The organism is Staphylococcus sp. Mo2-1, assembly GCF_046721385.1.
In the GTDB taxonomy this organism is placed as follows: Bacteria; Bacillota; Bacilli; order Staphylococcales; family Staphylococcaceae; genus Staphylococcus; species Staphylococcus equorum_A.
This window is the reverse complement of record NZ_JBEUUK010000001.1, coordinates 1,129,346-1,156,210: the sequence shown is the minus strand read 5'-3', so window position 1 is coordinate 1,156,210 and position 26,865 is coordinate 1,129,346. Positions and strand designations below refer to the sequence as shown.

The window sequence follows — 26,865 nt, the reverse complement described above, 5'->3', positions numbered from 1 at the left end:
ATGAAAGAAAGATTAAGTTCTGAAGAAAAAGATTTTGAGTTCACAAAAAACCATAAAAGGTTACTATTAGGTTCGGTATTTTTAATGGCAACATCTGCTATTGGACCAGCATTTTTAACTCAAACCGCAGTATTTACTGCACAATTTACTGCAAGTTTTGCATTTGCTATCCTATTATCTATTATTATAGATATTGGTGCACAAATAAATATTTGGAGAGTATTAGTAGTTACAGGTAAACGTGGTCAAGAAGTAGCAAATGAGATTTTCAGTGGGCTAGGTACAATTATTTCGATACTGATAGCCATTGGAGGATTAGCTTTCAATATCGGTAATATAGCAGGAGCTGGACTTGGTTTAAATGCCATTTTCGGTTTAGATGTGAAGATTGGCGCCGCAATTACAGCAGTTCTAGCTATCGGTATCTTTATTAGTAAAAGTGGCCAAAAAATTATGGACGTTGTTACAATGTTTTTAGGAATGCTTATGATCGTAGTCATAGCGTTTGTAATGTTTAAGGCCAACCCGCCATATGCAGAAGCGGCTAAGCATTTAGTCATGCCAGAACAACCATTGGCGCTTGTATTACCGATTATTACTTTGGTAGGTGGTACAGTTGGTGGTTATATTACTTTTGCAGGGGCACATAGAATTTTAGATTCTGGAATTAAAGGCAAAGAATATTTACCATTTATTAACAAAGCCGCGATCTCAGGCATATTGACTACCGGCGTTTTAAGAGTTTTATTATTCTTAGCGGTATTGGGTGTAGTTGTTACAGGTGTTACTTTAAGTTCAGAAAACCCACCAGCTTCAGTCTTTGAACATGTACTTGGACCAGTTGGACGTAGTATCTTTGGTGTCGTATTATTCGCAGCCGCAATGTCATCTGTAATTGGTTCTGCTTATACGAGTGCGACATTTTTAAAAACACTACATAAATCGATATACAATAAAACCAATATAATTGTAATTAGTTTTATTGTAGTTTCTACGCTAGTATTTTTATTCATAGGTCAACCAGTTACTTTATTAATCGTTGCCGGAGCACTTAACGGATTTATTCTACCAATCACTTTAGGTACAATTTTAATAGCGAGTAAACGAAAATCGATTGTCGGAGATTATCATCATCCAACATGGATGTTACTCTTTGGTATATTGGCAGTAATAGTTACAATTGCTGCAGCGTTATTCTCTCTACAAAGCTTATCAGGCTTATTTGGTAGTTAATATATAAATATTTTAATACTCTGAACGATACATACTGCTCATGTGTTGTTCAGAGTTTTTATATGGAAAAAATAAGGAATTCAAATGTATAAAAAAATTATTATTAATTACTTAAAAATAGGGAAAATAGCATAGAGAATTTAATAATAAAAAGTTGAACAATGATCGAGCTATGAACATAAATGTGGTAGAATAACTAAGGCTAGGATTTTAATATGAGGTGAATTATAATGATAGGTATTATAGGTGCTATGGAAGAAGAAGTAGCAATCTTAAAAGATAAACTTGTAACATTAGAAGAAATAAAAATTGCGCATGTAATATTTTATAAAGGTCGTCTACATGATAAAGAAGTAGTACTGTCACAAAGTGGTATAGGTAAAGTGAACGTAGCAATCTCTACAACATTATTAATTGAAAAATTCAGACCTGATGTAATTATTAATACGGGCTCTGCAGGAGCGTTAGATAAATCATTAAATGTTGGTGATGTTGTAGTCAGTGATATGGTTACTTATCATGATGCAGATGCAAGAGCATTTGGTTATCAATTAGGACAAATACCACAAATGCCAGCACAATTTGTTGCTGATGAGCATTTAATTCAAAAGGCAACAGATGCAATTAATGAACAACAACTAGTAGCTAAAACTGGCTTAATTGTGAGTGGAGATAGCTTTATTGGTACAACTGAGCAACGTACAACGATTAAAATGAATTTTCCACAAGCAATGGCTGCAGAAATGGAAGCTACTGCAATTGCACAAACCTGCTATCAATTTAATTTACCATTCATAATTACGCGCGCAATTTCAGATTTAGCTGACGGCGATGCTTGGTATTACGTTTGATGCATTTTTAGAAAAAGCAACAATATCTTCTAGTGAAATTGTTGAGCGTTTAATTAAAACTATATAAAAAGGTGAAAATAAATAATGGGTATAATAAAAAACTATTTTATGCCAAACGAATATGTGCAGTCCGTTTTTCAAATAGATATTGATAAACTTGCGAGCATCTGGCGTGAAAGGAATTATTACAGATTTAGATAACACACTTGTAGGATGGGACGAAGCAGACCCTACTACAGCAGTGAAACAATGGTTTGAGAAAGCAAATGCATTAGGCATTACAATTACGATTGTTTCTAATAATAATGAAAAACGTGTTGGTAGTTTTTCAAAATCATTGAATGTTGATTATATTTTCAAAGCCAAAAAACCAAGAGGTCGCGCTTTTAATCAAGTCGCACAATTAATGAACCTAAAACCTGCTGAAATTGTAGTGATTGGTGACCAAATGCTTACAGATGTATTTGGAGGTAATAGACGTGGACTCTTCACAATTATGGTGGTTCCCGTGAAACAAACGGATGGGTTTATTACGAAATTCAACCGAATGATAGAACGAAGATTACTACAACACTTTAGAAAAAAAGGCTATATCAAATGGGAGGAAAATTGATTGACTGAAATTTTAAAATGTATCGGATGCGGCGCACCACTTCAATCTGAAGATCCAGATGCGGCAGGCTATGTGCCAGAACATAATTTACATCGTGAAGATGTCATATGTAAAAGATGCTTTAGACTAAAAAATTACAATGAAGTTCAAGATGTTGGTTTAGATAGTGAAGACTTTTTAAATTTGTTGAATGGTTTAGCAGATGAAAAAGGGATTGTAGTAAATGTTGTAGATGTCTTTGATTTTGAAGGGTCTTTCATTAATGCAATCAAACGTATCGTGGGTAATAAAAAAATCATTTTAGTAGCCAATAAGTTAGATTTATTGCCTAAACAGATTAATAAACGCCGTGTTAAAGAATGGCTGAAGAAAACAGCTAGAAAATATGGTTTGGAAACTGAAGATGTTGTATTGATATCTGCAGAAAAAAATGAAGGTATAGATGATTTGTTAGCATCTATTAACACATTACGTAATAACGATAATGTTTATATTGTAGGAACTACAAATGTTGGTAAATCTACGCTTATAAATAAATTGATCGAACGCAGTGTTGGTGAAAAAGATGTCGTTACTACTTCTAGATTCCCAGGCACAACGCTAGACATGATTGACATACCGTTAGATGATACATCATTTATGTTTGATACTCCAGGCGTGATTCAAGCACATCAAATGACACATGTGGTAACGGAGGATGAGCTTAAAACGATTATGCCTAAAAAAGAAGTTAAACAGCGCGTATATCAATTGAATGAAGGTCAAACTTTATTCTTTGGTGGAATAGCGCGTATTGACTATGTTAGTGGTGGCAGACGTTCGTTAGTGTGTCATTTTTCAAACGAACTCAATATCCATAGAACTAAAACTGAAAATGCCAATGAATTGTGGAAAAATCAGTTAGGTGCACTATTGTCACCACCTCATAACCCTGATAATTTTGATTTACAAAATGTTAAAGCAGTACGATTAGAAACAGGTAAAGAGAAGCGAGATGTGATGATTTCAGGATTAGGTTTTATCACGATTGATGAAGGTGCCAAAGTTATAGTTCGAGTACCGAAAAATGTAGATGTTGTATTAAGAAATTCAATAATGTAAGGTGTGTTTAATATGAAATACGCAGTAATAGGCAATCCTATAGATCATTCTTTGTCACCCGTTATGCATAACGCTAACTTTGAGACTTTAAATGATGATTCAACATATGAAGCGATTAATATTCCTGAAGCACATTTTCATCTTATTAAAGAAATCATAGAAGACAAAGCGCTTTCTGGATTTAATGTTACAATACCTCATAAAGAACGTATTCTACCTTATTTAGATGAAATTGATGACCAATCTAAAACGGTTGGTGCTGTTAATACAGTGAAAATTGAAGGCGGAAAATGGATAGGCTACAATACAGATGGCATAGGCTATGTTACAGGTCTTAAACAGGCTTATCCGGATTTACAAAATGCTTATATACTCATTTTAGGTGCAGGCGGTGCCAGTAAAGGTATTGCAAATGAACTGAATAAACACGTTCGACCTAAATTAACCGTTGCTAACAGAACTATGAGTCGCTTTGATAACTGGGATTTGGATATAAATAAGATTAATTTATCAGACGCAGAAAAGTCATTATCTGAATTCGACATTATTATTAATACTACACCTGCAGGTATGAATAAAAACAAAGATGTAGCTATAAGTCTCGATCAATTAGATTCACATACATTAGTAAGTGATATTGTTTATATTCCTTTTAAAACACCGATTTTAGAAATAGCAGAAGAAAAAGGCAATCCTATACACAATGGATTGGACATGTTTGTTTACCAAGGCGCAGAAAGTTTTGAGATTTGGACCGAACAAACACCAGACATTCAAGTAATGAAAGAAGCAGTACTAAAACATTTATAAAAGGAGCATATTATGCTAACAGGTAAACAAAAAAGATTTTTAAGAAGTAAAGCAAATAACGTAGATCCAACTTTCCAAATTGGGAAATCAGGTATTAATGATAATATGGTTAGTCAAATTAACGATATTTTAGAAAACAGAGAATTAATTAAAGTACATGTTTTACAAAATAACTATGAAGATAAAAATGATTTAGCACAAAGTTTAAGTGATGCGACAAGAAGTGATGTAGTACAAGTAATCGGGTCTATGATTGTATTGTACAAAGAATCTCAAGACAACAAACAAATTCAATTACCATAATGACTGAATCAATTGTATTATATGGTGGGCAGTTTAACCCGATTCATACAGCTCACATGGTTGTTGCAAGTGAAGTGAATAACGTAATAAAACCTGAGAAGTTCTATTTTATACCGAGCTATATGTCTCCATTAAAAGAGCATAATGATTTTTTAGACGCACAGTATAGAATAGATATGATTCAGTGTGCGATTAATGAACTTGGATTTGGAACAATTTTTCTTGATGAAATTGAACGTAAAGGGCAAAGCTACACTTATGATACAGTAGAGCATATTTTAAAGCAAGATCCTCGATCTAAGCTATACTTTGTTATAGGTACTGACCAATACAATCAACTTGAAAAGTGGTATAAAATTGATGAGTTAAAGTCATTAATTACTTTTGTAATTGTTAACAGAGATAAATCAGCTCAAGAAGTAGAGCCTGGTATGTTAGCAATCAATATACCGCGTATTGATATTAGTTCAACATTAATCAGAGATAGAATTAAAAACGATGAAAATATTCAAGTTTTAGTTCCTCCTAGTGTAGAACAATATATCCGAGAGGAAGGATTATATGAAAATTGATCAAGCAGTTACTTTAGTTAAAGATAAATTACCTGAGAAAAGGTTTAACCATTCATTGAGAGTTGCTGAAACAGCTGTGAAATTAGCAGAAATCTATGATGGCGACAAAGATAAGGCTGAACTTGCGGGTATACTACATGATTACTGTAAATATGATGATTTAGGATCAATGTATCAAATTGTTACACAGAATGAATTAGATAGTAATTTACTGAGTTATGGCTCTGAAATTTTACATGGCCCAGTAGCAACTATAATAATGAATCAACAGTTTAATGTCACTGATGAAGAAGTCTTGCTAGCGATTAAAAACCATACAACTGGACGCGCTCAAATGACGAAAACTGAGAAATTAATATTCATAGCTGATTATATAGAACCAGGTCGTCAGACCCCAGGCGTTGAAGAAATTAGAGATTTAGCATACAATCAAGGTAGCTTAGATAAAACCATTTATGAAATTTCTAAGCGAACAGTTTTATACTTAATTAATAAAGATATTAATGTTTATGATGCCACGATTGCATGCTTGAATTATTACAATTACAGTGACGAAAGAGTAAAGGATGATTAAATGAATTCAGATCAATTATTAAACATTGCTGTCGAAGCAACAGAGAATAAAAAAGCAGAAGATATTATTTCTTTAAAAATGAAAGGCATTAGTGACATGACTGATTATTTTGTAGTTTGTCATGGTAATAACGAAAAACAAGTCCAAGCTATAGCACGTTCGGTAAAAGATGCAGCAGGTGAAGCTGATATCGAAGTAAAACGAATGGAAGGTTTTAATGATGCCAGATGGGTCCTTATTGATCTATCTAATGTAGTGGTACACGTATTCCATAAAGATGAACGTGATTACTATAATATTGAGAAATTATATCGTGATGCACCTCTTGAGAGTTATAGACAGGTTGTTTATTAATTATGGTGCAATATGAAGAAATGAGCTTGTTCTATGATCAATTAACATTAGATCAACCCTATGAATCATGGTTAGAAATTGTAAACCAATTTGCAGAAAATAGGACGTCTATATTAGATATTGGTTGTGGTACAGGAAGTTTAACATCATTGCTAACAGACTTTGACCAAATCACAGGTATGGATTTGAGTGTTGATATGCTTTCGATAGCAACTCAGAAATCTAACAAAGTGAATTGGATAGAAGGTGATATGACTGAATTTGAGTTGAATCAGAAATTTGATGTAATTACGATTTTCTGTGATTCATTAAATTATTTACCTGAAAAAGATCATGTTTTCACCACATTTAGTCATGTTTTTAACCATTTAGAAACAGATGGTGTATTTATGTTTGATGTTCATACACCTTTTAAAATGAATACATTATTTAATAACCAAAGTTATATCGATGAATCTGAAAAAGTTTTTCTTGGTTGGGAAGCTGTGCAAGGCGAGGAACCACTGAGTGTTTGGCATGATATGTCATTCTTTATTAAACAAGATGATAATCAATATGCAAGGTTCGATGAATCACACTATCAACGGACTTATACAGAAGCAGATTATATGGAAATGCTTAATAATGTAGGGTTTAGCCAAATCACTACGTTTGTCGATTTTGATATTAAGAATAATAGCAATGAAGGGCATCGACTGTTTTTCATTGTCAAAAAATAAAAGTAAAATCACTCCTTTATACGTGTATAGTATAAAGGAGTGATTTTTTCTTGTTAGATCAGTGGAACAATATAAAAGAAATCATTTGTAAGTACAAAGCAGTTGCTATAGCAATTTTAATTTTCGTGGTCATTTTAATCACTTGGTTGCTCGCAAAGTACTTTTACAAACGAAGATAATCATAATATAGTAAATTCGAATGATGAAATTACCACAGCTACACAAACACAACTAGAGTCCAATGCAAAGCATATGAAAAATAGTAATGAACAACCAAAGCAAATTAAAACAGAAGACATTTTTGTGGACGTCAAAGGTGCAGTGAAGCATCCTGATATTTATAAAATGAAATCTTCTGATAGAATTAAACAACTTTTAGATCGAGCAATCGTGACTGATGATGCTGATTTGTCAAAAATAAATTTAGCTGAAAAGTTAGTAGATCAAAAGTTGATTTATATACCAAAGAAAGAGGAAACGATAAATTCAAATCAACAAATGACTGAAAATATTAATAATAGTATTAATAGAAGCACAAACTCAAACTCAACAAAAGTCATTGACAATAGCACTAATAAAGAAAAAATAAATATTAACAGTGCTACAGAAGAGGAACTGTTAACAGTTCCAGGCATAGGTCCTTCAAAAGCTAAATCTATTATAGAATATAGAGAACAAAATGGTGCTTTTGAATCTATCGAACAATTAACAGAAGTTAAAGGCATTGGAGCAAAAACGCTTGAAAAATTAGGCTCATATTTTACAATATAGATTTTTTATTGCAATATAACTCAATACAAATTAACCTATAGTTACTTATAAAATAAATATTTACTATTAATGGAGGTATAACATCATGGATCGCATTAAATGGGAAGAATACTTTATGGCTCAAAGTCATTTATTGGCGTTACGTTCCACTTGTCAACGATTATCTGTTGGCGCAACAATTGTTAAAGATAATAGAATCATCGCAGGTGGGTACAATGGCTCAGTTTCAGGAGAAGTTCATTGTATAGATGAGGATTGTTTATTAGAGGATGGCCATTGTATACGTACAATTCATGCTGAAATGAATGCATTACTACAATGTGCCAAACAAGGGGTGTCAACAGAGGGAGCAACGATATATGTCACACATTTTCCTTGCTTAAATTGTACGAAATCCATTATCCAAGCTGGTATTCAAACAATTTATTACGCTGAAGACTATCACAACCATTCATATGCGTTAAAGCTTTTACACCAATCAGGTATCGATTATAAAAAAATACCATTTAATCAAGAACATGTAGCACAATACCTTACCAATAAATAATCACTGATTTACTATGCAATTGCTTATTTAGTCGGTCTACTATGGCTACATGTTAAATTATTATCGATATTTTTATGTGGTATCTTAATTTTTTTAGTGATACGCAAAAGGTTAAAGTGGTTTCAAATTTTATTTGTTTTAATCATACCATTCATTAGTTATATGATGTTTCAGAGTAATTTCGTAAGTGAGAATAAAGCACGTGCAGTGTACTTAAATCAAAATATTGAAGTAGATGCACAATTTGTGACAAAACCTATTCTGAAACATCAAAAGCTACATGGTAAAGCTAAAATAAATAATAAAAAATATAACTATTACTTTTTTGTTAATAAAAACATTAACAGTTATAAATACATACAGCTCTATCAAAAGACATGTCATATGAAAGCAATATTTAAACCATTAAATCAGTCCCCATATAGCCCCGTTTCACTTTTTATTAATACAATTGACTTCGAAAGTTGTAAACTAAATAATTCGAGATATCACGCTATCTTAGATAAGCATAAACAATATATTTTCGAACGTTTAAGTCACACCAATATCAAGTATCCGGAGAAAGTTATTGCATTAATTAGTGGAGATACCTCGAAAATTGATAATAATGAATTAGATAAATTCAAAGAAATTGGTATCTATCATTTATTAGCAGTAAGTGGCACACATATTGCGACAATTATAGGTATTTTAATATACGTATTAAATATTTTTAAGTGTCCGTTAGCCTACATCAAAATGGTATTGTTTATCTTTTTACCGATATATGCTCTTTATACTGATTTAGCTCCTAGTGCTGTGAGATCAATTTTAGCAGCCTTAATAATCATTTTAATTCCTAAAACTATTATAAAGAATTCAATGAACATTCTCGCACTTTTATTTATAATATTAACAATTATATATCCTGCTTATGCCTATAATATAGGCTTCCAATTTTCTTTTTTAATTACATTCTTCATACTTTTTTCATTACCCTTAATAGCTCAATCCTCACCGATAAAATCGCTTCTAATTATTACTATAATAGCTCAGTTAGGTTCATTTATGATTAGTGCTATTAATTTTAACCAGATTCAATGGCTTGGTTTTTTAGCGAATCTTATTTTTGTTCCTTTTTACACCATTATACTATTTCCGTTAGTAATTTTATTTTTTATTATAAGCCATTTTCCATTTGAAATAACGCCTTTAACTTATTTACTTAATTTAATTTTAAAGCTACATGATTTTATTTTGGAAATGTTTATTTATTTAAGTTCATACAGATGGTATGTACCAGAGTTAAATGGCTTACATATCACTTTAGGATTTGCGCTCTTATTTGCGTGTTTAATATTATTTGCACATAAATTTTATAGTTTATTTATTTGTTCATTTGTTTTATTGTATATAGTCGTTACCGTATTGCCATTATCTAATGATTATAAATTGACAATGCTTGATGTTGGTCAGGGAGATGCCATTTTATTTGAGACAAATAGGCAAGAGAGTTTATTGATTGATACGGGGGGCAAGTTATTACAAGAAGGAGAGTCAAGCCAACATAATATATCAAAATTTCATATACTACCGACTTTGAAAAAACAGGGTATTAAGAAAATAGATTATTTAATTGTTACTCATCCACATATAGATCATATGGGAGAACTTAATTTTTTGATTGAAAAATATCCTATAAAAAATATAATAATTAATAAAAGTAGTTACCAATTGAAAGAACTGAAATCATTAGTTAATATATGCAAAAGTTTTAACATAAAGCTATTAGACTTTAAATCAATACAAAGTTTTTCACTTAACAAAGCGAAAATTAAATTATTAGATGCCACAATTACAACATCAAATGATTTAAATGAACAATCAATTATTACATTAATTGAATATGATAAATTCAAGATTTTACTTATGGGAGATGCTTCAAAAAATAACGAGCAGTTATTGTTAAATAAGTATCACATTGAAAATATTGATATCTTAAAAGTAGGACACCATGGTAGTAAAACGAGTTCTAGTGCATCTTTTATAAATACACTTCACCCGAAAATAAGTTTAATTTCTGTTGGTCAAAATAATAGATATAAATTACCCAATGAAGAAATAGTGGAACGCTTAAAAAATACTAATTCTCAAGTTTTACAAACAAATGAAAACGGAGAAATTTCTATTACATTAAATTCGAATTTTGGGCTTAGTACTAATCTAAATCAATGATTTTATGTAGAGAGATAAAGCACTGCATGATATAATGATTAAATGTGTAATAGTGATGAAAGGGTGCTACATATGAGCAATAATATAATTACAATATACGGAGAAGTGCCTGAATTAATTGAAAAAAAATCTACAGAAGTAATAGAGAAATATTTAGATACTCCAAAAGATGATTTCAATTTTGTTAAATACAACCTATATGAAAGCGATTTAGCTCCAATTATAGAAGAAGCTTTAACGATGCCATTTTTCTCAGATAAAAAAGCAGTATTAGTACAAAATGCATATGTATTCACTGGTGAAAAAGCGCCTAAAGATGTAAATCATAATATAGAGCAACTCATGGAATTTATAGAAAAATATGATGGCGAGAGTATGATTGTATTCGAAGTTTATCATTCTAAACTTGATGAGCGAAAAAAATTAGTAAAGACTCTGAAGAAGCATGCTCAATTGAAAAAATTGAACAAATGTCTGAAGATGAAATTAAAAATTGGGTTAAAAATGAATTACATGGAAATTATAAAGATATAAAACAAGATGCTTTAGATTTATTTATAGAATTAACAGGTATTAATTTCAATATAGTAAAGCAAGAAATTGAAAAATTGATTCTTTTTCTAGGAGATAGACCAACGATAAACAAACAAGATGTCCAACAAATTGTAAACAGGAGTCTTGAACAGAATGTGTTTTTACTGACAGAATACATCCAAAAAAATAATAAGGCTAAAGCAATACGATTAGTAAAAGATTTGATTGCAATGAAGGAAGAACCTATTAAATTATTAGCACTTATTACGAGTAATTATCGTTTATTTTATCAAAGTAAAATATTGAGTCAAAAGGGTTATAGTGGACAACAAATTGCAAAAACAATAAGTGTACATCCTTATAGAGTGAAACTAGCATTGAATCAGGCAAGACATTATCAATTGGAAAGTTTATTGAATATTATTGATAATTGTGCGGAGACAGACTATAAATTAAAATCTTCTTATATGGATAAACATTTAATATTGGAATTATTTATTCTATCACTTTAATTATAAATGTTTGCGCTAATATTATTTAAAAGTTAATACAAGTTTGAAAACCCATAATAATACAAAAAAAGCCTGAAACCACAGTGGCTCAGACTTCTTTGTTATTCGTATATTCATTTGTTTACGCAAATAAAAAAAGTTCAAGCCTTGGCTTGAACTTTTTTATTATTTAGCAGCTGTCATAAGTGAAGATTTGATACGATCAGCTTTGTTTGAGTGGATTAAGTTGCGTTGAGCAGCTTTATCTACTTTTTTCAAAGCGAAGTTTACTAAGTCAGCTTTGTTGTCAGCATTTGATTCAATTGCTGTGTGTGCTCTTTTAACTGCTGTACGCATTTCATTTTTTTGTGAAATGTTACGCTCTTCAGCAGTACGGTTTGTATTAACACGTTTAATTGCAGATTTGATGTTTGGCATGTGTGTCACCTCCTAATAATGATTTCGCTATCAAAATGAATTTGATTACAACAAGAAATATTTTATCAAAACGAGCGCCTTTCTGCAATCATTTATTTATCGCGGGCGCATAGAATCGATGAAAATGGTACAATACTATTTGGAAAAGAAGAACATTCACTCTATAATGCAAAGTAGAATACAATATCAAGTATATCAATTATTTACGGAAAATAGTAAAAAATCGTAGTAAGTTTGCAATTACCTACTAAAAACGTTATTATATCAAAGAATGTCATACATATTTACGGGCTAGAATTATGAAAGTGAGAAGGATAATACATGGATAAACAAGACCGTTTCAATAAACGCGAAAATATTAGGAACTTTTCAATTATCGCACATATAGACCATGGTAAATCTACGTTAGCTGATAGGATTTTAGAAAACACGAAATCAGTTGAATCGAGAGATATGCACGCACAATTGCTAGATTCCATGGATTTAGAACAAGAACGTGGTATAACAATTAAATTAAATGCTGTTCGCTTAAAGTATGAAGCTAAAGATGGTGAAATATACACATTCCACCTTATTGACACACCTGGACACGTAGATTTTACATACGAAGTGTCTAGATCATTAGCCGCTTGTGAAGGAGCAATCTTAGTAGTTGATGCGGCGCAAGGGATTGAGGCACAAACTTTAGCTAACGTTTACTTAGCTCTAGATAACGAATTGGAGCTACTGCCTGTAATTAACAAGATAGATTTACCTGCAGCAGAGCCAGAACGTGTGAAGCAGGAATTAGAAGATGTCATCGGTATCGATAAAGAGGATGTTGTGCTAGCAAGTGCAAAATCTAATATTGGTATAGAAGATATACTCGAAAAAATTGTTGAAGTTGTTCCTCCGCCGCAAGGCGACCCTGAAGCACCGTTGAAAGCACTTATCTTTGATTCTGAGTATGATCCTTATAGAGGCGTTATTTCATCTATAAGAGTTGTGGAAGGTACGGTTAAACCTGGAGACCGCATTAAAATGATGGCTACAGGTAAGGATTTCGAAGTTACTGAAGTTGGTATTAATACGCCAAAACAATTAGCTGTAGAAGAACTTACTGTCGGTGATGTAGGATACATTATAGCTAGTATAAAAAATGTTGACGACTCACGTGTTGGTGATACAATCACGCATGTAAGACGTCCTGCTGAACAAGCACTACAAGGTTATAAAAAAATGAACCCGATGGTATTCTGTGGTTTATTCCCTATAGATAACAAAGACTACAACGACTTGCGTGATGCATTAGAAAAATTACAATTAAATGATGCCTCATTAGAATTCGAACCTGAATCATCACAAGCATTAGGCTTTGGTTATCGTACCGGTTTCTTAGGTATGCTTCATATGGAAATTATTCAAGAACGTATCGAACGTGAATTCGGTATTGCACTTATTGCAACAGCACCGTCAGTAATCTATCAATGTATTATGAAAACAGGTGAAGAAGTTACTGTTGATAATCCAGCCAATATGCCTGAAAGAGATAAAATTGATACGATCTACGAACCATTTGTTAGAGCTACTATGATGGTACCTAATGATTATGTTGGTGCTGTAATGGAATTATGTCAGCGTAAACGTGGACAATTTGTAAATATGGAGTACATGGATGATATTCGTGTAAATATTATTTATGAAATTCCATTATCAGAAGTGGTTTTTGATTTCTTCGATCAACTTAAATCGAATACAAAAGGTTATGCTTCTTTTGATTATGAATTTATTGATAATAAAGAAAGTGACTTAGTAAAAATGGACATATTGCTAAATGGCGAAAAAGTAGATGCTTTAAGCTTTATAGTACATAAAGAATTCGCATATGATCGTGGTAAAATGTTAGTTGAAAAATTAAAAACACTTATTCCAAGACAACAATTTGAGGTTCCTGTTCAAGCGAGCAGTTGGCCAAAAGATTGTTGCGCGTACAAATATTAAATCGATGGGTAAAAATGTATTGTCTAAATGTTACGGCGGAGATATTAGCCGTAAGAAAAAATTATTAGAAAAACAAAAAGCCGGAAAAGCTAAAATGAAATCTGTAGGTAACGTTGAGATTCCTCAAGATGCATTCCTAGCAGTTCTTAAGATGGATGAAGATTAATATAAATTAAACATTGGGGCCTTAAATCCATTCGATTTATGCCCCAGTTTTTTGTTGTGTGCTCACATCTTCAAAAAATGAAAGTAGGTGAACGCAATATGGAAGTGAAAAGTGCTTATATCCATATTCCTTTTTGCGTGAGGATTTGTACGTATTGTGATTTCAACAAGTACTTTATACAAAACCAACCAGTTGATACGTATTTAGATTGTTTAATCACTGAAATGCAACAAAGTGAAATAAGAAAATTAGAAACAGTTTTTGTTGGCGGCGGTACGCCCACAGCACTTGATTATCAACAACTCGAAAAATTATTAGTAGCTATTACAGATACTTTTGAAATAAAAGGCGAATTTAGCTTTGAAGCAAATCCCGATGAATTAACAATTGAAAAAGTTCAATTACTTAAAAATTACGGTGTCAATAGGTTGTCTATGGGTGTTCAAACATTTAAACCAGAATTATTAGACATACTTGGTAGAACACACAAAACAGAAGATATTTATCAATCTGTTGCTAATGCTCGTCAAGTTGGCATTCCATCTATTAGTTTAGATTTAATGTATCATTTGCCAAACCAGACTCTAGAAGATTTTCAAGATAGTCTAGAAAAGGCTTTGTCGATGGATATTGATCATATATCCAGTTATGGTTTGATATTAGAACCCAAAACAAAATTTTATAATATGTATAGAAAAGGACAATTGAAAGTTCCTAATGAAGATATTGGTGAAGAAATGTACGAATATCTATTAGAAAGAATGGAACAATCAGAGATGCATCAATATGAAATATCCAATTTCGGTAAAGTTGGACATGAATCCGAACACAATAAAGTGTATTGGAAAAATGAAGGCTATTATGGCTTTGGTGCTTGGTGCAAGTGGTTATGTAAATGGAGAGCGTTATAATAATGTAAATCCAGTAAACCATTACATTAAAAAAGTACAAAACAATGAACGACCCGTATTAGATTCAACATTTCCTACTGAAACAGAACAAATGGAAGAAGAAATGTTTTTAGGATTACGGATGAATATAGGTGTGGATAAAGACAAATTTTCACAGAAATTTGGAAAAACCTTAGAAGAAGTCTATGGTCAAACTATAGAAGACTTAATTCAACGTGAACTTTTAATTGATCAAAATGGACATATCACGATGACTGAACGTGGAAAAGTGATTGGGAATATTGTCTTTGAAGCATTTTTATTAAATGTATAAATAAATTTAAAATTGAATGCTTTAACATTGACTTACTTTGACCAATTTGATAAATTATAATTAGCACTTGGAACAAAAGAGTGCTAATGAGGTGAAAACATGATTAGCGATAGACAATTGAGCATACTTAATGCAATTGTTGAAGATTATGTTGATTTAGGTCATCCAATTGGTTCAAAAACACTGATTGAACGACACAAATTGAATTTTAGTCCTGCAACTATTCGAAACGAGATGAAGCATCTCGAAGATCTTGAATTGATTGAGAAGACACATACTTCATCAGGGCGATCACCATCACAGTCAGGCATCAGATATTATGTGAATCAATTATTGCAACAAACATCTCATCAACAGCAAACAAAAATTCAACGTTTGAGTGATTTACTAGTTGATAATCATTATGACATTTCCTCAGCATTGAGCGAATTTGCAAATGAACTTTCAATTGCATCTCAATATACAACGTTGGTAATGCGTCCAAATCACAAAAAAGATATAATTAATAACATTCATTTGATTCGAGCAAATGCCTATTTGGTTATAATGGTAGTCGTGTTCACATCCGGTCATGTAGAACATCTGCATTTAGCATCCGAAGTTCCGTTATCTAATGACGAACTGACAAAAATTTCGAATTTTGTTACTGCTAAATATGATGAATGGAATCATCATCGTTTTGAAAATGAGTTAGATGCTTTTGTTAATTCTGAATTAGAGAAGCATTTTATCAAAGATATGCTAAGTACAATCGAGATTCATTTTGATAATCAAAGTAATGGCATTTTTATGGGCGGAAAGGTTAAACTAATTGATGCGTTGAATGAAACGAACGTGTCATCGATTCAACCTATTTTGCAATATATAGAATCGAATAAAATCACGCAATTACTTGATGATATGTCCAATTCGACAATTAACGTCAAAATTGGACATGAAATAGAATCAAGTTTGAGTGGTATTTCTATCGTCACAAGTCAGTATCACATTGACGATAGATTAAAAGGCCAAATTGCGGTTATCGGACCAACAGCAATGAATTATCAGAACGTAATACGATTACTAAATACGATTTGGTAATTAAGTATTGTATTGGAGGGCGGAAAATGACAGAAAAAAATGAATCAGTATTTGATCAAGAAGCAAATGAAGATGTAACTGATAACGAGCAAAATACATCTTCTGTTAATACTGATGAAACTACAGAAGCATCACAAGATAATCTGCAGGAGGATGATTCACAAGAAACTACAGAAAATGTAGATCCTAAAGATGAAGAAATTCAACAATTAAAACAAGATGTTCAAGAAAATGAAGAAAAGTATTTAAGATTATACGCAGAGTTTGAAAATTATAAGCGTAGAATCCAAAAAGAAAATCAAACAATGAAAGCATATAAAGCGCAAGATGTACTTAATGATATTCTACCAACAATAGATAACATTGAGCGTGCGTTACAAATTGAAGGCGAAAATGAACAATTCCAATCACTTAAAAAAGGTGTGGAAATGATTCATGAAAGTTTAATTAATGCATTAAAAGAAAATGGTTTAGAATTAATTGAAACAGAAGGTCATCAATTTGACCCGAACATTCATCAAGCTGTAGTTCAAGATGACAATCCTGATTTTGAATCAGGCGAAATCACTCAAGAGCTACAAAAAGGTTATAAACTAAAAGAACGTGTATTAAGACCTTCAATGGTTAAAGTAAATCAATAGGTTTTAGTATTGATGAAAACACCAATTTATATAAACAAACAGGAGGAAATTATTTATGAGTAAAGTAATAGGTATTGACTTAGGTACAACAAATTCATGTGTTTCAATTTTAGAAGGCGATGAGCCAAAAGTAATCCAAAACCCTGAAGGTGCAAGAACTACACCATCAGTAGTTGCATTTAAAAATGATGAAACTCAAGTAGGTGAAGTTGCTAAACGTCAAGCAATCACAAACCCTAATACAATTCAATCAATTAAACGTCATATGGGTACGAATTACAAAGTTGATGTTGAAGGTAAATCATACACACCTCAAGAAATCTCAGCAATGGTATTACAAAACCTTAAAGGTACAGCTGAAGATTACCTTGGTGAAAAAGTAGAAAAAGCAGTTATTACTGTTCCTGCATATTTCAACGACAGTGAACGTCAAGCAACTAAAGATGCTGGTAAAATCGCTGGTTTAGAAGTAGAACGTATTATTAACGAACCAACTGCAACAGCTTTAGCATATGGTTTAGACAAAACAGAAAAAGAAGAAAAAGTATTAGTTTTTGACTTAGGTGGCGGTACTTTTGACGTTTCAATCCTTGAATTAGGTGACGGCGTATTCGAAGTACTTTCTACTGCAGGTGACAACAAACTAGGCGGAGATGACTTTGATGAAGTAATCATTAACTATTTAGTTTCTGAATTCAAAAAAGAAAACGGCGTAGATTTATCAAAAGATAAAATGGCTTTACAACGTCTTAAAGACGCTGCTGAAAAAGCTAAAAAAGATTTATCTGGCGTTTCTCAAACTCAAATTTCACTACCATTTATTTCAGCTGGAGAAAATGGCCCATTACACTTAGAAATTAATTTAACTCGTGCTAAATTTGAAGAATTAGCTGACGATTTAATCAGAAGAACAATGGTACCAACTCGCCAAGCAATGAGCGATGCAGGCTTATCAAGTTCAGAAATTGATGAAGTTATCTTAGTTGGTGGTTCAACAAGAATCCCAGCAGTTCAAGAAGCTGTTAAAAAAGAAGTAGGTAAAGAACCTAATAAAGGCGTTAACCCTGATGAAGTTGTTGCTATGGGTGCGGCGATTCAAGGTGGCGTAATCACTGGTGATGTTAAAGACGTAGTATTATTAGACGTTACACCATTATCATTAGGTATTGAAATCATGGGCGGACGTATGAATACACTTATCGAAAGAAATACGACAATCCCAACATCTAAATCACAAGTCTACTCAACAGCAGCAGACAACCAACCAGCAGTTGATATTCACGTGTTACAAGGTGAACGTCCAATGGCATCAGACAATAAAACACTTGGTAGATTCCAATTAACTGACATTCCAGCAGCTCCACGTGGCGTACCTCAAATCGAAGTTACTTTCGACATCGATAAAAATGGTATTGTAAACGTTACTGCTAAGGACTTGGGAACAAATAAAGAGCAAAATATCACAATCCAATCTAGCTCTTCACTATCAGATGATGAAATCGATCGTATGGTTAAAGACGCTGAAGAAAATGCTGACGCTGACCAAAAACGTCGCGAAGAAAGTGATACAAGAAACGAAGCAGACAGCTTAGTATTCCAAGTTGAAAAAACGATCACTGATTTAGGTGAAAACATCAGCGAAGAAGATAAACAAAATGCTGAAGATAAGAAAGAAGCATTAAAATCAGCACTTGAAGGCGAAGATATTGAAGATATCAAAGCTAAAAAAGAAGAGTTAGAAAAAGTAGTTCAAGACTTATCAACAAAAGTATATGAACAAGTCTGCTCAAGCTCAACAACAAGCACAAGGTGAAGAAGCAAATGCTTCTCAAGATAGTGATGTTGAAGATGCTGATTTCAAAGAAGTAAAAGATGAGGACAACCAAGACAACCAAAAATAAGTATAGTCATTGACTAATTAATTGTTATTAATAGAAAAATATGACACAATTGCTTAGCCAAATTAAGTCAAAGTCAATTGAACATTGGCTTTGACTTTTTCCTTTTTTAAAAATGATTTAATAAAACAGTAAAAGGAGAGATATTAGTGGCCAAAAAAGATTATTATGAAGTCTTAGGTGTCAGCAAAGGCGCTTCTAAAGATGAAATTAAAAAGGCTTATCGTAAATTATCAAAGAAGTATCACCCGGATATTAATCAAGAAGAAGGTTCTGATGAGAAGTTTAAAGAAATCTCTGAAGCCTATGAAACATTAAGCGATGAAAATAAACGCGCAAATTATGACCAATTTGGACATGATGGTCCTCAAGGTGGCTTTGGCGGCCAAGGATTCGGTGGCCAAGACTTTAGTGGATTTGGTGGCGGTGGTTTCGAAGATATATTCAGTTCATTCTTTGGTGGCGGCCGTCAACAACGTGATCCTAACGCCCCAAGAAAAGGCGATGACTTACAATATACAATGACAGTTACGTTTGATGAAGCTGTTTTCGGTAGTGAAAAAGAAATTTCAATCCGTAAAGATGTGTCTTGTCACACTTGTGATGGTGCGGGCGCTAAGCCAGGTACTAAAAAGAAAACTTGCGAATACTGTAGTGGTGCTTGGACATGTGTCTGTAGAACAAAATACAATACTTGGCAGAGTTAGAACTGAAAAAGTTTGTCCAGTATGTAGTGGTTCTGGACAAGAGTTTGAAGAACCATGTCCAACATGTAAGGGCAAAGGTACTGAGAACAAAAATGTTAAAATCAGTGTCACAATACCTGAAGGTGTAGATAATGAACAACAAATTAGATTAGCAGGTGAAGGTGCTCCTGGAGAAAATGGCGGACCTCAAGGTGATTTGTATATTGTATTTAGAGTTAAACCTTCAGAAAAATTTGAAAGAGATGGCGATGATATTTATTATTCACTTGATATCAGTATCGCTCAAGCATCACTAGGTGACGAGGTTAAAGTGCCGACGCTTAACAGCAGCGTGATGTTAACAATTCCAGCAGGTACGCAAACTGGAAAACAATTCCGTCTAAAAGAAAAAGGAATTAAGAATGTTCATGGCTACGGCTATGGCGACTTATTTATCAATATAAATGTCGTAACACCAAGTAAAATGAGTGATCGACAAAAAGAATTATTAAGAGAATTTGCCGAAATTGATGGCGAAGAAATTTCTGAACAAGCATCAAATTTTAGAGACAAAGCTAAAAGATTCTTTAAAGGAGATTAGAATATGAATTGGACCGAGATATCAATCATTGCTAATCATGAAGTAACGCCTATAATTACTAATATATTGGAAAATTTTGGTTCAAATGGTGTTGTTATAGAGGACTCTCATGACTTAAATCACGACTTTGAGGATAAATATGGCGAGCTATATGCGCTTAATGCTAATGATTACCCTAAACAAGGGGTCAGGCTAAAAGCGTATTTCAATGAACTGAAATATACTGAAACGTTTAGAAAAGCGCTTTTAAATGAAATTTCGCAAGTTGAATCTCTAGATAACTCTATTTTTAACTACGAAGAACAAATGCTTCAAGAACAAGATTGGGAAAATGAATGGAAAAATTATTTTCATCCATTTCGTGCATCAAAACAATTTACGATAGTCCCTAGTTGGGAAACATATCAAAAAGAAGATGATAGTGAGTTGTGCATAGAATTGGATCCAGGTATGGCATTCGGTACAGGCGATCATCCTACAACGAGCATGTGTTTAAAAGCAATTGAAACTTATGTGAAGCCGAATGATTCAGTTATAGATGTTGGTACAGGTTCAGGAATATTAAGTATTGTCGCACATCTTTTAGGTGTTAAACGTATTAAAGCATTAGACGTTGATGAAATGGCAGTGAAAGTTGCTAAAGAAAATTTCATGAAAAATAATTGTGCTAAGGCAATTGAAGCTGTTCCTGGTAATTTACTAACAGAAGAAACTGAAAAATTTGATGTTGTTGTCGCCAATATTTTAGCTCATATTATTGAAGAAATGATCGAAGATGCTTATAACGTTTTAAATAAAGATGGTTATTTTATAACTTCTGGTATTATAGAAGAAAAACATGAATCTATTATAAATCATATGAAGCGTAGTGGTTTTGAAATTGTTTCTATTAATCACGATAACAGTTGGGTTTGTATCGTTGGACAGAAAGTGAGCGAATAACGATGCAAAGATACTTTATTGACCAAAACGCTGATGTAAATCAGCGTTTTTTCATTACTGATAAAGGTGACATACACCATATATCCAATGTGATGCGTCATCAGACTGGCGATAAAATAATTATTACATTTGTGGATCAGAACGTATATAAGTGTCAGATTATCGATATAGCTACTGAAGGTATTGAACTTTCGTTAGTAGAAAAAATTGATATTGATACTGAATTACCTCAACATATTACGATTTGTAGTGGTTTAATTAAAGCTGATAAATATGAATGGATGCTCCAAAAATCGACAGAATTAGGTGCTAATCATTTCATAGCTGCTGGTATGAAACGTTCAGTGGTTAAATTAAATGATAGTAAGATTGTTAAAAAATTAGAGCGCCGGCAAAAGATTATTAAAGAAGCAACTGAGCAAAGCTACCGTTTAGCTATACCGTCCATAACTTATGAACCAAGTTTAAAAGTAGTTTATAATCATATCGATGAATACGATTATGTACTCATCGCTTATGAAGATGCTTGCTAAAACAGGTGAAACGCACAATTTTAAGTCTGTAGTTCGTGAAATGAAATCTGGTGCTCGTGTGTTAGTTATATTTGGGCCAGAAGGTGGCTTATCAGAAGAAGAAGTAGCATTATTCGATGGTAAGGCGTATCAAATTGGTCTAGGTCCTAGAATTTTAAGAGCAGAAACTGCACCACTTTACGTATTAAGTGCTGTAAGTTTTGAAAAAGATTTATTAGATTAATGTTAAAATAATCATGTGTTAAGTAATACAATGTATACATTTTAGTACAAATTTTTGCTTTAAATTAAAAAATTGTAAATTTTACTAATTGACCGCTTTAATCAGATATATTATACTGATTAATACATGGTCATAACCATGAAATGATAATAAAGTTTCGTTGATATTTGGAGGGAGGGAAATACACATGTCTAAAACAACAGTTAAGAGTAATGAATCACTTGAAGATGCGTTACGTCGTTTCAAACGTACAGTTTCTAAAAGCGGTACAATTCAAGAAGTTCGTAAGCGTGAATATTACGAAAAACCTAGTGTTAAACGTAAGAAAAAATCAGAAGTCGCGCGTAAACGTAAATAGTATTTACTAACGGTAGCTTGCACGTAAACGAATATTCTAATAATTAATTGTGTCGTTGACTCCCTCAACACCAACATTAATTATAAATAGTAATAGTCTTAGTTGTTCAACAACTAAGACTATTATTTTTTTATATATTCAGGTTCATGATTTGAAAAAATTAATATAATTAACATTTATGCTATAAACGCTATAATCATACATTCATTTCATGTATAATCAAGTTGAGAGCGAGGTGATAGAGTGATTCCTTCGAGTAGTATACATACAATATTTTCAGTCAACTTTGTTGAACAAGGAAATTGGATTGATAATGTTGCAAGCGTTATCGTCAGTCCGTTTGGAGCTTTAATTTTAACTTGTATTATCTTCCTAGGATTTTTATATCAATTATACTCTAATAAGATAAATATTGTGGGTATCGTTGCCACATTAGCCTTATTGATACTCTTTTTAGGGTTTTTTGTAAAAGGCGATGTCAACTTGTATTCAATCATCTTATTTGGAATCGGTGTCATATTGGTAATAATAGAACTTTTTGTTGTTGGTGCGATTATCGGAATTATCGGTATGGGGCTAATAATTTTTAGTATTATTACTTTAGGTGACAATTTAATTTATATGATTGCTAGTGTAGTTGTAGCATTGATATTATCAATCATAGAGTGGGTGGTACTAGTGAAAATTTTCAAACGTAAGATACCGTTTTTAGATAAAGTAGTTTTGAAGGATTCTACAAATGCAGAGGCAGGCTACACTTCACATGAAGATCGCTCTCATTTAGTTGGGCTTACTGCTACTACATTAACAGATTTAAGACCAGCAGGAATCATTACACTCAACAATGAACGTATCGACGCAGTTTCTGATGGATCATTTATTTTGCGAAATAAAGCAGTAACCATTTTAGAAGTAGAAGGTACGAGAGTTGTTGTTAGAGAAAACGAATCATAAAGGAGAGAAAGTATGATCGGATTAGTTGTTATCGTCGTCATAGTAGTAATAGCTTTATTATTACTATTTTCATTTGTTCCAGTCGGATTATGGATTTCAGCAATAGCCGCAGGCGTTAAAGTAGGTATTGGAACATTAGTTGGTATGAGACTTCGTAGAGTTTCACCACGAAAAGTTATTTCACCATTAATTAAGGCACACAAAGCTGGTTTGAATTTAACAACAAACCAACTTGAATCACATTACTTAGCAGGAGGAAACGTTGACCGTGTTGTTGATGCTAACATTGCGAGCACAAAGAGCCGACATCAACTTACCATTTGAACGTGGAGCGGCTATTGATTTAGCTGGCCGTGATGTATTAGAGGCTGTTCAAATGTCAGTTAACCCAAAAGTAATAGAAACACCATTTATCGCAGGTGTAGCGATGAACGGTATCGAAGTAAAAGCTAAAGCGCGTATTACTGTTCGTGCTAACATCGCTCGTTTAGTAGGTGGTGCTCGGTGAAGAAACAATTATTGCACGTGTCGGTGAAGGTATCGTATCAACAATTGGTTCTAGTGAGCACCATACACAAGTTTTAGAAAACCCAGACAATATTTCTAAAACAGTACTTAGTAAAGGTTTAGATTCTGGTACAGCATTTGAAATCTTATCAATCGATATTGCTGACGTTGATATCAGCAAAAACATTGGTGCAGACTTACAAACTGAACAAGCACTTGCTGACAAAAACATTGCACAAGCTAAAGCAGAAGAACGTAGAGCAATGGCTGTAGCTCAAGAGCAAGAAATGAAAGCTAAAGTTCAAGAAATGCGTTCTAAAGTTGTTGAAGCAGAAGCAGAAGTACCACTTGCTATGGCAGAAGCGTTACGTTCTGGCAACTTAGGCGTTAAGGATTATTATAACCTTAAAAATGTTGAAGCTGATACTGGCATGAGAAACTCAATCAACGAACGTACGAACCCAAAAGATGATGAATCACCGGAAAATTAATTAGGGGTGATTAAATGAATATAGCTATTATTATCTTTGTAATATCTGTGATTGTTACAATAGTCAGCGCTATTAGCGATAATAGCCATAAAGATAGAAAAAACCAAAAACCACCAATAAATAATCAACCTAATCGAAATGATCAGCCACCTAAAAGAGGCGGTTTCCTTGATGAAATTGGTAAAGCATTCAAAGAAATCGAACAACAAATGAATGAAGGACCAACGAGGAAAGATATTGAACAACAACCGCAAAAGCGTGCAGAACCCGCAAGACCAGTTGAAACTAGAGCTGAAAAAATGGAAACGCCAAATCCTCAACAAACGACTCGAACAATGCGTACAGACAACGAGACTGAAGCAGAAAAGTTAAAACGTTCGCAAGAGCAAAAAGAGGATAAACTGCAAAAAGAACTTGAAGCAGATTTAATGGGCGAATTACAAGATGTGCGTACAGAAATTGATCGTGAAAACGAGAAAAAACTGAAGAGAACTGAAAGAAGAGCACGTGCTATTATTTCAGATAAATATTTATCTGAGAGAACAAAACGTTTCCGTTTAAAACAGTTAATGGATGCACAGGCAATTCAGAGTCCAGTTACTAATGAAAAATATAGGTTTGCAGAAGATGAAGTTGTAAATGGTATTATTTGGTCGGAAATATTAGAAAAACCCAAAAGATTATAGCGCAGTATAGTCTATAAATTAAACGCCTTATGGAGTCGATATATAATGACTTTGTAAGGCGTTTTTGTGTATTTGCAATAATTTCAATGAAAAAATAACCATAATAAATTAAACTAATAGCTCACGACTAATAAGAATGTAAACATCATGTAAAATTTGATAAATGAGCCTCTATTTAATACTCTTTGAAATAATATATAGTTAATTCGTGATATAATGATGGTGTAATCATCATTATATGATTGAATTGTTAAATGCTTAAAATAATTTAATGAACGATAATAATTTTTGTAAGTTAAAATCTAATAGGATAAAATAAGATGAAACGAATATATTTGTAAAGGAGCACCTATATGCCTGGAATTATTCAAATAGATGACATCAATGAAGCTCAAGCGCTCATTGGTAATAACGATGAACACCTTAAATTAATTGAGGAAGGGTTTGATGTCATTGTACATGCTCGAGGTCAAGAAATCTCTGTAAAAGGAGAGCAAGTAGAGCATGTTAAAAAAGCAGAATCAGTACTCATTAACCTTTTGAAAGTCATTCAACAAGGTATTTCAATCTCTTCAAAAGATGTTGAAGCGGCAGTGAAAATGGCAAATAATGGTACGATTCAATACTTATTAGATTTATATGAAGAAGAAATAACTAAAGATGCATACGGAAAGACCATCCGTGCAAAAACCATGGGTCAACGTATGTATGTAAATGCTATGTATCATAATGATTTAGTGTTTGGTGTAGGACCAGTTGGTACAGGAAAAACCTTCTTAGCGGTTGTGTACGCTGCGAAACAGTTAAGAAAAGGAAATGTTAAACGAATTGTGCTAACAAGACCTGCAGTGGAAGCAGGAGAGTCACTAGGCTTCTTGCCAGGAGATCTAAAGGAAAAGGTTGATCCATACTTAAGACCTCTGTATGACGGTTTAAATACTGTTTTAGGAAGAGAACAAACGGCGCGCTTTATAGAAAGAGGCATCATAGAAATTGCGCCCCTAGCTTATATGCGCGGTAGAACATTAGATGATGCTTTTGTTATTTTAGATGAGGCACAAAATACAACACAAGCACAAATGAAAATGTTCTTAACTCGACTAGGTTTTGATTCGAAAATGGTAGTTACTGGAGACCAAACTCAAGTAGACTTACCTAAAGGAGTTAAAAGTGGTCTAAAAGAAGCAGTTAAAAAATTAAAAGAAGTTAAAGGCTTAAGCGTACATTATCTTGATCAAAGTGATGTTGTACGTCACCCATTAGTAAGTAAAATTATTGACCGTTACGAAGGAGAAGAGTAAATGTTTACAATAGACTTTAGTGATCACACTGAAATAGTTAAAAGTGAATGGTTAACTCAGATTGATAAACTCCTCACTTTTGCAAAAGAGCAAGAACAAATTGATAGCGATGCCGAGTTATCTGTAACTTTTGTAGATAAAACCGAAATTCAAGAAATTAATAAAATGTATCGTGATAAAGATAAAGTAACAGATGTTATCTCATTTGCTTTAGAAGAAGATGAACCAGAAATTATTGGACTTGATATGCCAAGAGTATTAGGCGACATTATTATTTGTACTGACGTAGCTCAGGAACAAGCCGATTCTTACGGTCATTCTTTTGAAAGAGAATTAGGCTTTCTTGCACTCCATGGTTTCTTACATCTATTAGGTTATGATCATATAGATGAAGAGGACGAAAAAGAAATGTTTGGGCGACAAGATCAAATTCTAAATGCTTATGGTTTAACAAGAGATTAGAGGTAGA

General features: G+C 32.8%; 21 protein-coding genes and 9 pseudogenes. 29 read left to right on the top strand and 1 reads right to left on the bottom strand.

All coding sequences use genetic code 11. The annotated features are described in order from the left end of the window. From ABLV95_RS05845 to holA, 15 genes and pseudogenes are all read left to right on the top strand, one after another. Positions 1–1,233, top strand: a complete 1,233-nt coding sequence (locus ABLV95_RS05845; protein WP_046465474.1) for an NRAMP family divalent metal transporter — start codon at positions 1–3, stop codon at positions 1,231–1,233. 230 nt (positions 1,234–1,463) lie between these two features. Further along, positions 1,464–2,151 (top strand): annotated as a pseudogene (mtnN, locus tag ABLV95_RS05840) (5'-methylthioadenosine/S-adenosylhomocysteine nucleosidase). A gap of 17 nt (positions 2,152–2,168) precedes the next feature. Further along, a pseudogene (locus ABLV95_RS05835) lies at positions 2,169–2,697 on the top strand (YqeG family HAD IIIA-type phosphatase). Next, entirely contained in the window at positions 2,698–3,798 is a 1,101-nt protein-coding gene (yqeH, locus tag ABLV95_RS05830) for a ribosome biogenesis GTPase YqeH (RefSeq protein ID WP_427704329.1), read from the top strand. It begins immediately after the preceding pseudogene. 12 nt (positions 3,799–3,810) lie between these two features. Continuing rightward, positions 3,811–4,608: a shikimate dehydrogenase gene (aroE, locus tag ABLV95_RS05825; RefSeq protein WP_427704331.1), complete on the top strand. Its 798-nt coding sequence runs from the start codon at positions 3,811–3,813 to the stop codon at positions 4,606–4,608. A gap of 12 nt (positions 4,609–4,620) precedes the next feature. Beyond that, the gene (gene yhbY / locus ABLV95_RS05820) at positions 4,621–4,911 is read left to right on the top strand and encodes a ribosome assembly RNA-binding protein YhbY (protein WP_002507455.1); all 291 of its coding nucleotides are present in this window, start codon (positions 4,621–4,623) and stop codon (positions 4,909–4,911) included. Further along, positions 4,911–5,483: a nicotinate (nicotinamide) nucleotide adenylyltransferase gene (gene nadD, locus ABLV95_RS05815; protein WP_460872689.1), complete on the top strand. Its 573-nt coding sequence runs from the start codon at positions 4,911–4,913 to the stop codon at positions 5,481–5,483. The genes yhbY and nadD overlap by 1 nt, the downstream gene beginning before the upstream one ends. Beyond that, positions 5,473–6,057: a bis(5'-nucleosyl)-tetraphosphatase (symmetrical) YqeK gene (gene yqeK, locus ABLV95_RS05810; RefSeq protein WP_460872688.1), complete on the top strand. Its 585-nt coding sequence runs from the start codon at positions 5,473–5,475 to the stop codon at positions 6,055–6,057. The genes nadD and yqeK overlap by 11 nt, the downstream gene beginning before the upstream one ends. Beyond that, positions 6,058–6,411, top strand: a complete 354-nt coding sequence (rsfS, locus tag ABLV95_RS05805) for a ribosome silencing factor (protein ID WP_046465467.1) — start codon at positions 6,058–6,060, stop codon at positions 6,409–6,411. Positions 6,412–6,413: 2 nt separating this feature from the next. Then, positions 6,414–7,130 carry a class I SAM-dependent DNA methyltransferase gene (locus ABLV95_RS05800; protein WP_285323275.1) on the top strand — a complete coding sequence of 239 codons (717 nt, stop codon included), beginning with the start codon at positions 6,414–6,416 and terminating at the stop codon, positions 7,128–7,130. Positions 7,131–7,180: 50 nt separating this feature from the next. Then, on the top strand, positions 7,181–7,309 hold the full coding sequence (locus ABLV95_RS05795) for a hypothetical protein (protein WP_460876607.1): 129 nt from the start codon (positions 7,181–7,183) through the stop codon (positions 7,307–7,309). A 73-nt stretch (positions 7,310–7,382) separates the two neighbouring features. Continuing rightward, positions 7,383–7,901, top strand: a complete 519-nt coding sequence (locus ABLV95_RS05790) for a helix-hairpin-helix domain-containing protein (protein WP_460876605.1) — start codon at positions 7,383–7,385, stop codon at positions 7,899–7,901. Between the two features lie 85 nt (positions 7,902–7,986). After that, entirely contained in the window at positions 7,987–8,448 is a 462-nt protein-coding gene (locus ABLV95_RS05785; RefSeq protein ID WP_285323272.1) for a ComE operon protein 2, read from the top strand. Positions 8,449–8,694: 246 nt separating this feature from the next. Continuing rightward, a complete protein-coding gene (locus tag ABLV95_RS05780) occupies positions 8,695–10,662 on the top strand; it encodes a DNA internalization-related competence protein ComEC/Rec2 (protein WP_460876603.1) in 1,968 nt (655 codons plus the stop codon). Positions 10,663–10,734: 72 nt separating this feature from the next. Continuing rightward, a pseudogene (gene holA, locus ABLV95_RS05775) lies at positions 10,735–11,708 on the top strand (DNA polymerase III subunit delta). 165 nt (positions 11,709–11,873) lie between these two features. Here the strand turns inward: holA and rpsT are convergent. Further along, on the bottom strand, positions 11,874–12,125 hold the full coding sequence (rpsT, locus tag ABLV95_RS05770; RefSeq protein WP_002507464.1) for a 30S ribosomal protein S20: 252 nt from the start codon (positions 12,123–12,125) through the stop codon (positions 11,874–11,876). A 321-nt stretch (positions 12,126–12,446) separates the two neighbouring features. Between rpsT and lepA the strand changes: the two are divergent. From lepA to ybeY, 14 genes and pseudogenes are all read left to right on the top strand, one after another. Continuing rightward, positions 12,447–14,271: pseudogene (gene lepA, locus ABLV95_RS05765) on the top strand (translation elongation factor 4). A 98-nt stretch (positions 14,272–14,369) separates the two neighbouring features. After that, positions 14,370–15,495, top strand: a pseudogene (gene hemW / locus ABLV95_RS05760) (radical SAM family heme chaperone HemW). A 99-nt stretch (positions 15,496–15,594) separates the two neighbouring features. After that, positions 15,595–16,575 carry a heat-inducible transcriptional repressor HrcA gene (hrcA, locus tag ABLV95_RS05755; RefSeq protein WP_046465460.1) on the top strand — a complete coding sequence of 327 codons (981 nt, stop codon included), beginning with the start codon at positions 15,595–15,597 and terminating at the stop codon, positions 16,573–16,575. A gap of 26 nt (positions 16,576–16,601) precedes the next feature. Beyond that, complete coding sequence (grpE, locus tag ABLV95_RS05750) at positions 16,602–17,216, top strand: nucleotide exchange factor GrpE (RefSeq protein WP_046465459.1); 615 nt, start codon at positions 16,602–16,604, stop codon at positions 17,214–17,216. A 55-nt stretch (positions 17,217–17,271) separates the two neighbouring features. Beyond that, positions 17,272–19,117, top strand: a pseudogene (gene dnaK, locus ABLV95_RS05745) (molecular chaperone DnaK). A 146-nt stretch (positions 19,118–19,263) separates the two neighbouring features. Continuing rightward, a pseudogene (gene dnaJ / locus ABLV95_RS05740) lies at positions 19,264–20,401 on the top strand (molecular chaperone DnaJ). A gap of 3 nt (positions 20,402–20,404) precedes the next feature. Next, positions 20,405–21,343 carry a 50S ribosomal protein L11 methyltransferase gene (prmA, locus tag ABLV95_RS05735; RefSeq protein ID WP_460876601.1) on the top strand — a complete coding sequence of 313 codons (939 nt, stop codon included), beginning with the start codon at positions 20,405–20,407 and terminating at the stop codon, positions 21,341–21,343. A gap of 2 nt (positions 21,344–21,345) precedes the next feature. Next, positions 21,346–22,099, top strand: a pseudogene (locus ABLV95_RS05730) (16S rRNA (uracil(1498)-N(3))-methyltransferase). A 187-nt stretch (positions 22,100–22,286) separates the two neighbouring features. Beyond that, positions 22,287–22,457, top strand: a complete 171-nt coding sequence (gene rpsU, locus ABLV95_RS05725; protein ID WP_460876599.1) for a 30S ribosomal protein S21 — start codon at positions 22,287–22,289, stop codon at positions 22,455–22,457. A gap of 243 nt (positions 22,458–22,700) precedes the next feature. After that, on the top strand, positions 22,701–23,411 hold the full coding sequence (locus tag ABLV95_RS05720) for an NfeD family protein (RefSeq protein WP_285323259.1): 711 nt from the start codon (positions 22,701–22,703) through the stop codon (positions 23,409–23,411). A gap of 12 nt (positions 23,412–23,423) precedes the next feature. Further along, positions 23,424–24,409: pseudogene (floA, locus tag ABLV95_RS05715) on the top strand (flotillin-like protein FloA). A gap of 14 nt (positions 24,410–24,423) precedes the next feature. Next, a complete protein-coding gene (locus tag ABLV95_RS05710; RefSeq protein WP_427704345.1) occupies positions 24,424–25,095 on the top strand; it encodes a hypothetical protein in 672 nt (223 codons plus the stop codon). 353 nt (positions 25,096–25,448) lie between these two features. Further along, positions 25,449–26,396, top strand: a complete 948-nt coding sequence (locus ABLV95_RS05705; protein ID WP_460876597.1) for a PhoH family protein — start codon at positions 25,449–25,451, stop codon at positions 26,394–26,396. Then, a complete protein-coding gene (gene ybeY, locus ABLV95_RS05700; protein WP_046465450.1) occupies positions 26,397–26,858 on the top strand; it encodes an rRNA maturation RNase YbeY in 462 nt (153 codons plus the stop codon). The last annotated feature ends 7 nt before the right edge of the window (positions 26,859–26,865 follow it).

Coding starts and splice junctions, on each gene's coding strand:
- ABLV95_RS05845 (WP_046465474.1), top strand. CDS start 1: ATGAAAGAAAGATTAAGTTCTGAAGAAAAAGATTTTGAGTTCACAAAA.
- aroE (WP_427704331.1), top strand. CDS start 3,811: ATGAAATACGCAGTAATAGGCAATCCTATAGATCATTCTTTGTCACCC.
- yhbY (WP_002507455.1), top strand. CDS start 4,621: ATGCTAACAGGTAAACAAAAAAGATTTTTAAGAAGTAAAGCAAATAAC.
- nadD (WP_460872689.1), top strand. CDS start 4,911: ATGACTGAATCAATTGTATTATATGGTGGGCAGTTTAACCCGATTCAT.
- yqeK (WP_460872688.1), top strand. CDS start 5,473: ATGAAAATTGATCAAGCAGTTACTTTAGTTAAAGATAAATTACCTGAG.
- rsfS (WP_046465467.1), top strand. CDS start 6,058: ATGAATTCAGATCAATTATTAAACATTGCTGTCGAAGCAACAGAGAAT.
- ABLV95_RS05800 (WP_285323275.1), top strand. CDS start 6,414: ATGGTGCAATATGAAGAAATGAGCTTGTTCTATGATCAATTAACATTA.
- ABLV95_RS05790 (WP_460876605.1), top strand. CDS start 7,383: ATGAAAAATAGTAATGAACAACCAAAGCAAATTAAAACAGAAGACATT.
- ABLV95_RS05785 (WP_285323272.1), top strand. CDS start 7,987: ATGGATCGCATTAAATGGGAAGAATACTTTATGGCTCAAAGTCATTTA.
- rpsT (WP_002507464.1), bottom strand. CDS start 12,125: ATGCCAAACATCAAATCTGCAATTAAACGTGTTAATACAAACCGTACT.
- hrcA (WP_046465460.1), top strand. CDS start 15,595: ATGATTAGCGATAGACAATTGAGCATACTTAATGCAATTGTTGAAGAT.
- grpE (WP_046465459.1), top strand. CDS start 16,602: ATGACAGAAAAAAATGAATCAGTATTTGATCAAGAAGCAAATGAAGAT.
- prmA (WP_460876601.1), top strand. CDS start 20,405: ATGAATTGGACCGAGATATCAATCATTGCTAATCATGAAGTAACGCCT.
- rpsU (WP_460876599.1), top strand. CDS start 22,287: ATGTCTAAAACAACAGTTAAGAGTAATGAATCACTTGAAGATGCGTTA.
- ABLV95_RS05710 (WP_427704345.1), top strand. CDS start 24,424: ATGAATATAGCTATTATTATCTTTGTAATATCTGTGATTGTTACAATA.
- ABLV95_RS05705 (WP_460876597.1), top strand. CDS start 25,449: ATGCCTGGAATTATTCAAATAGATGACATCAATGAAGCTCAAGCGCTC.
- ybeY (WP_046465450.1), top strand. CDS start 26,397: ATGTTTACAATAGACTTTAGTGATCACACTGAAATAGTTAAAAGTGAA.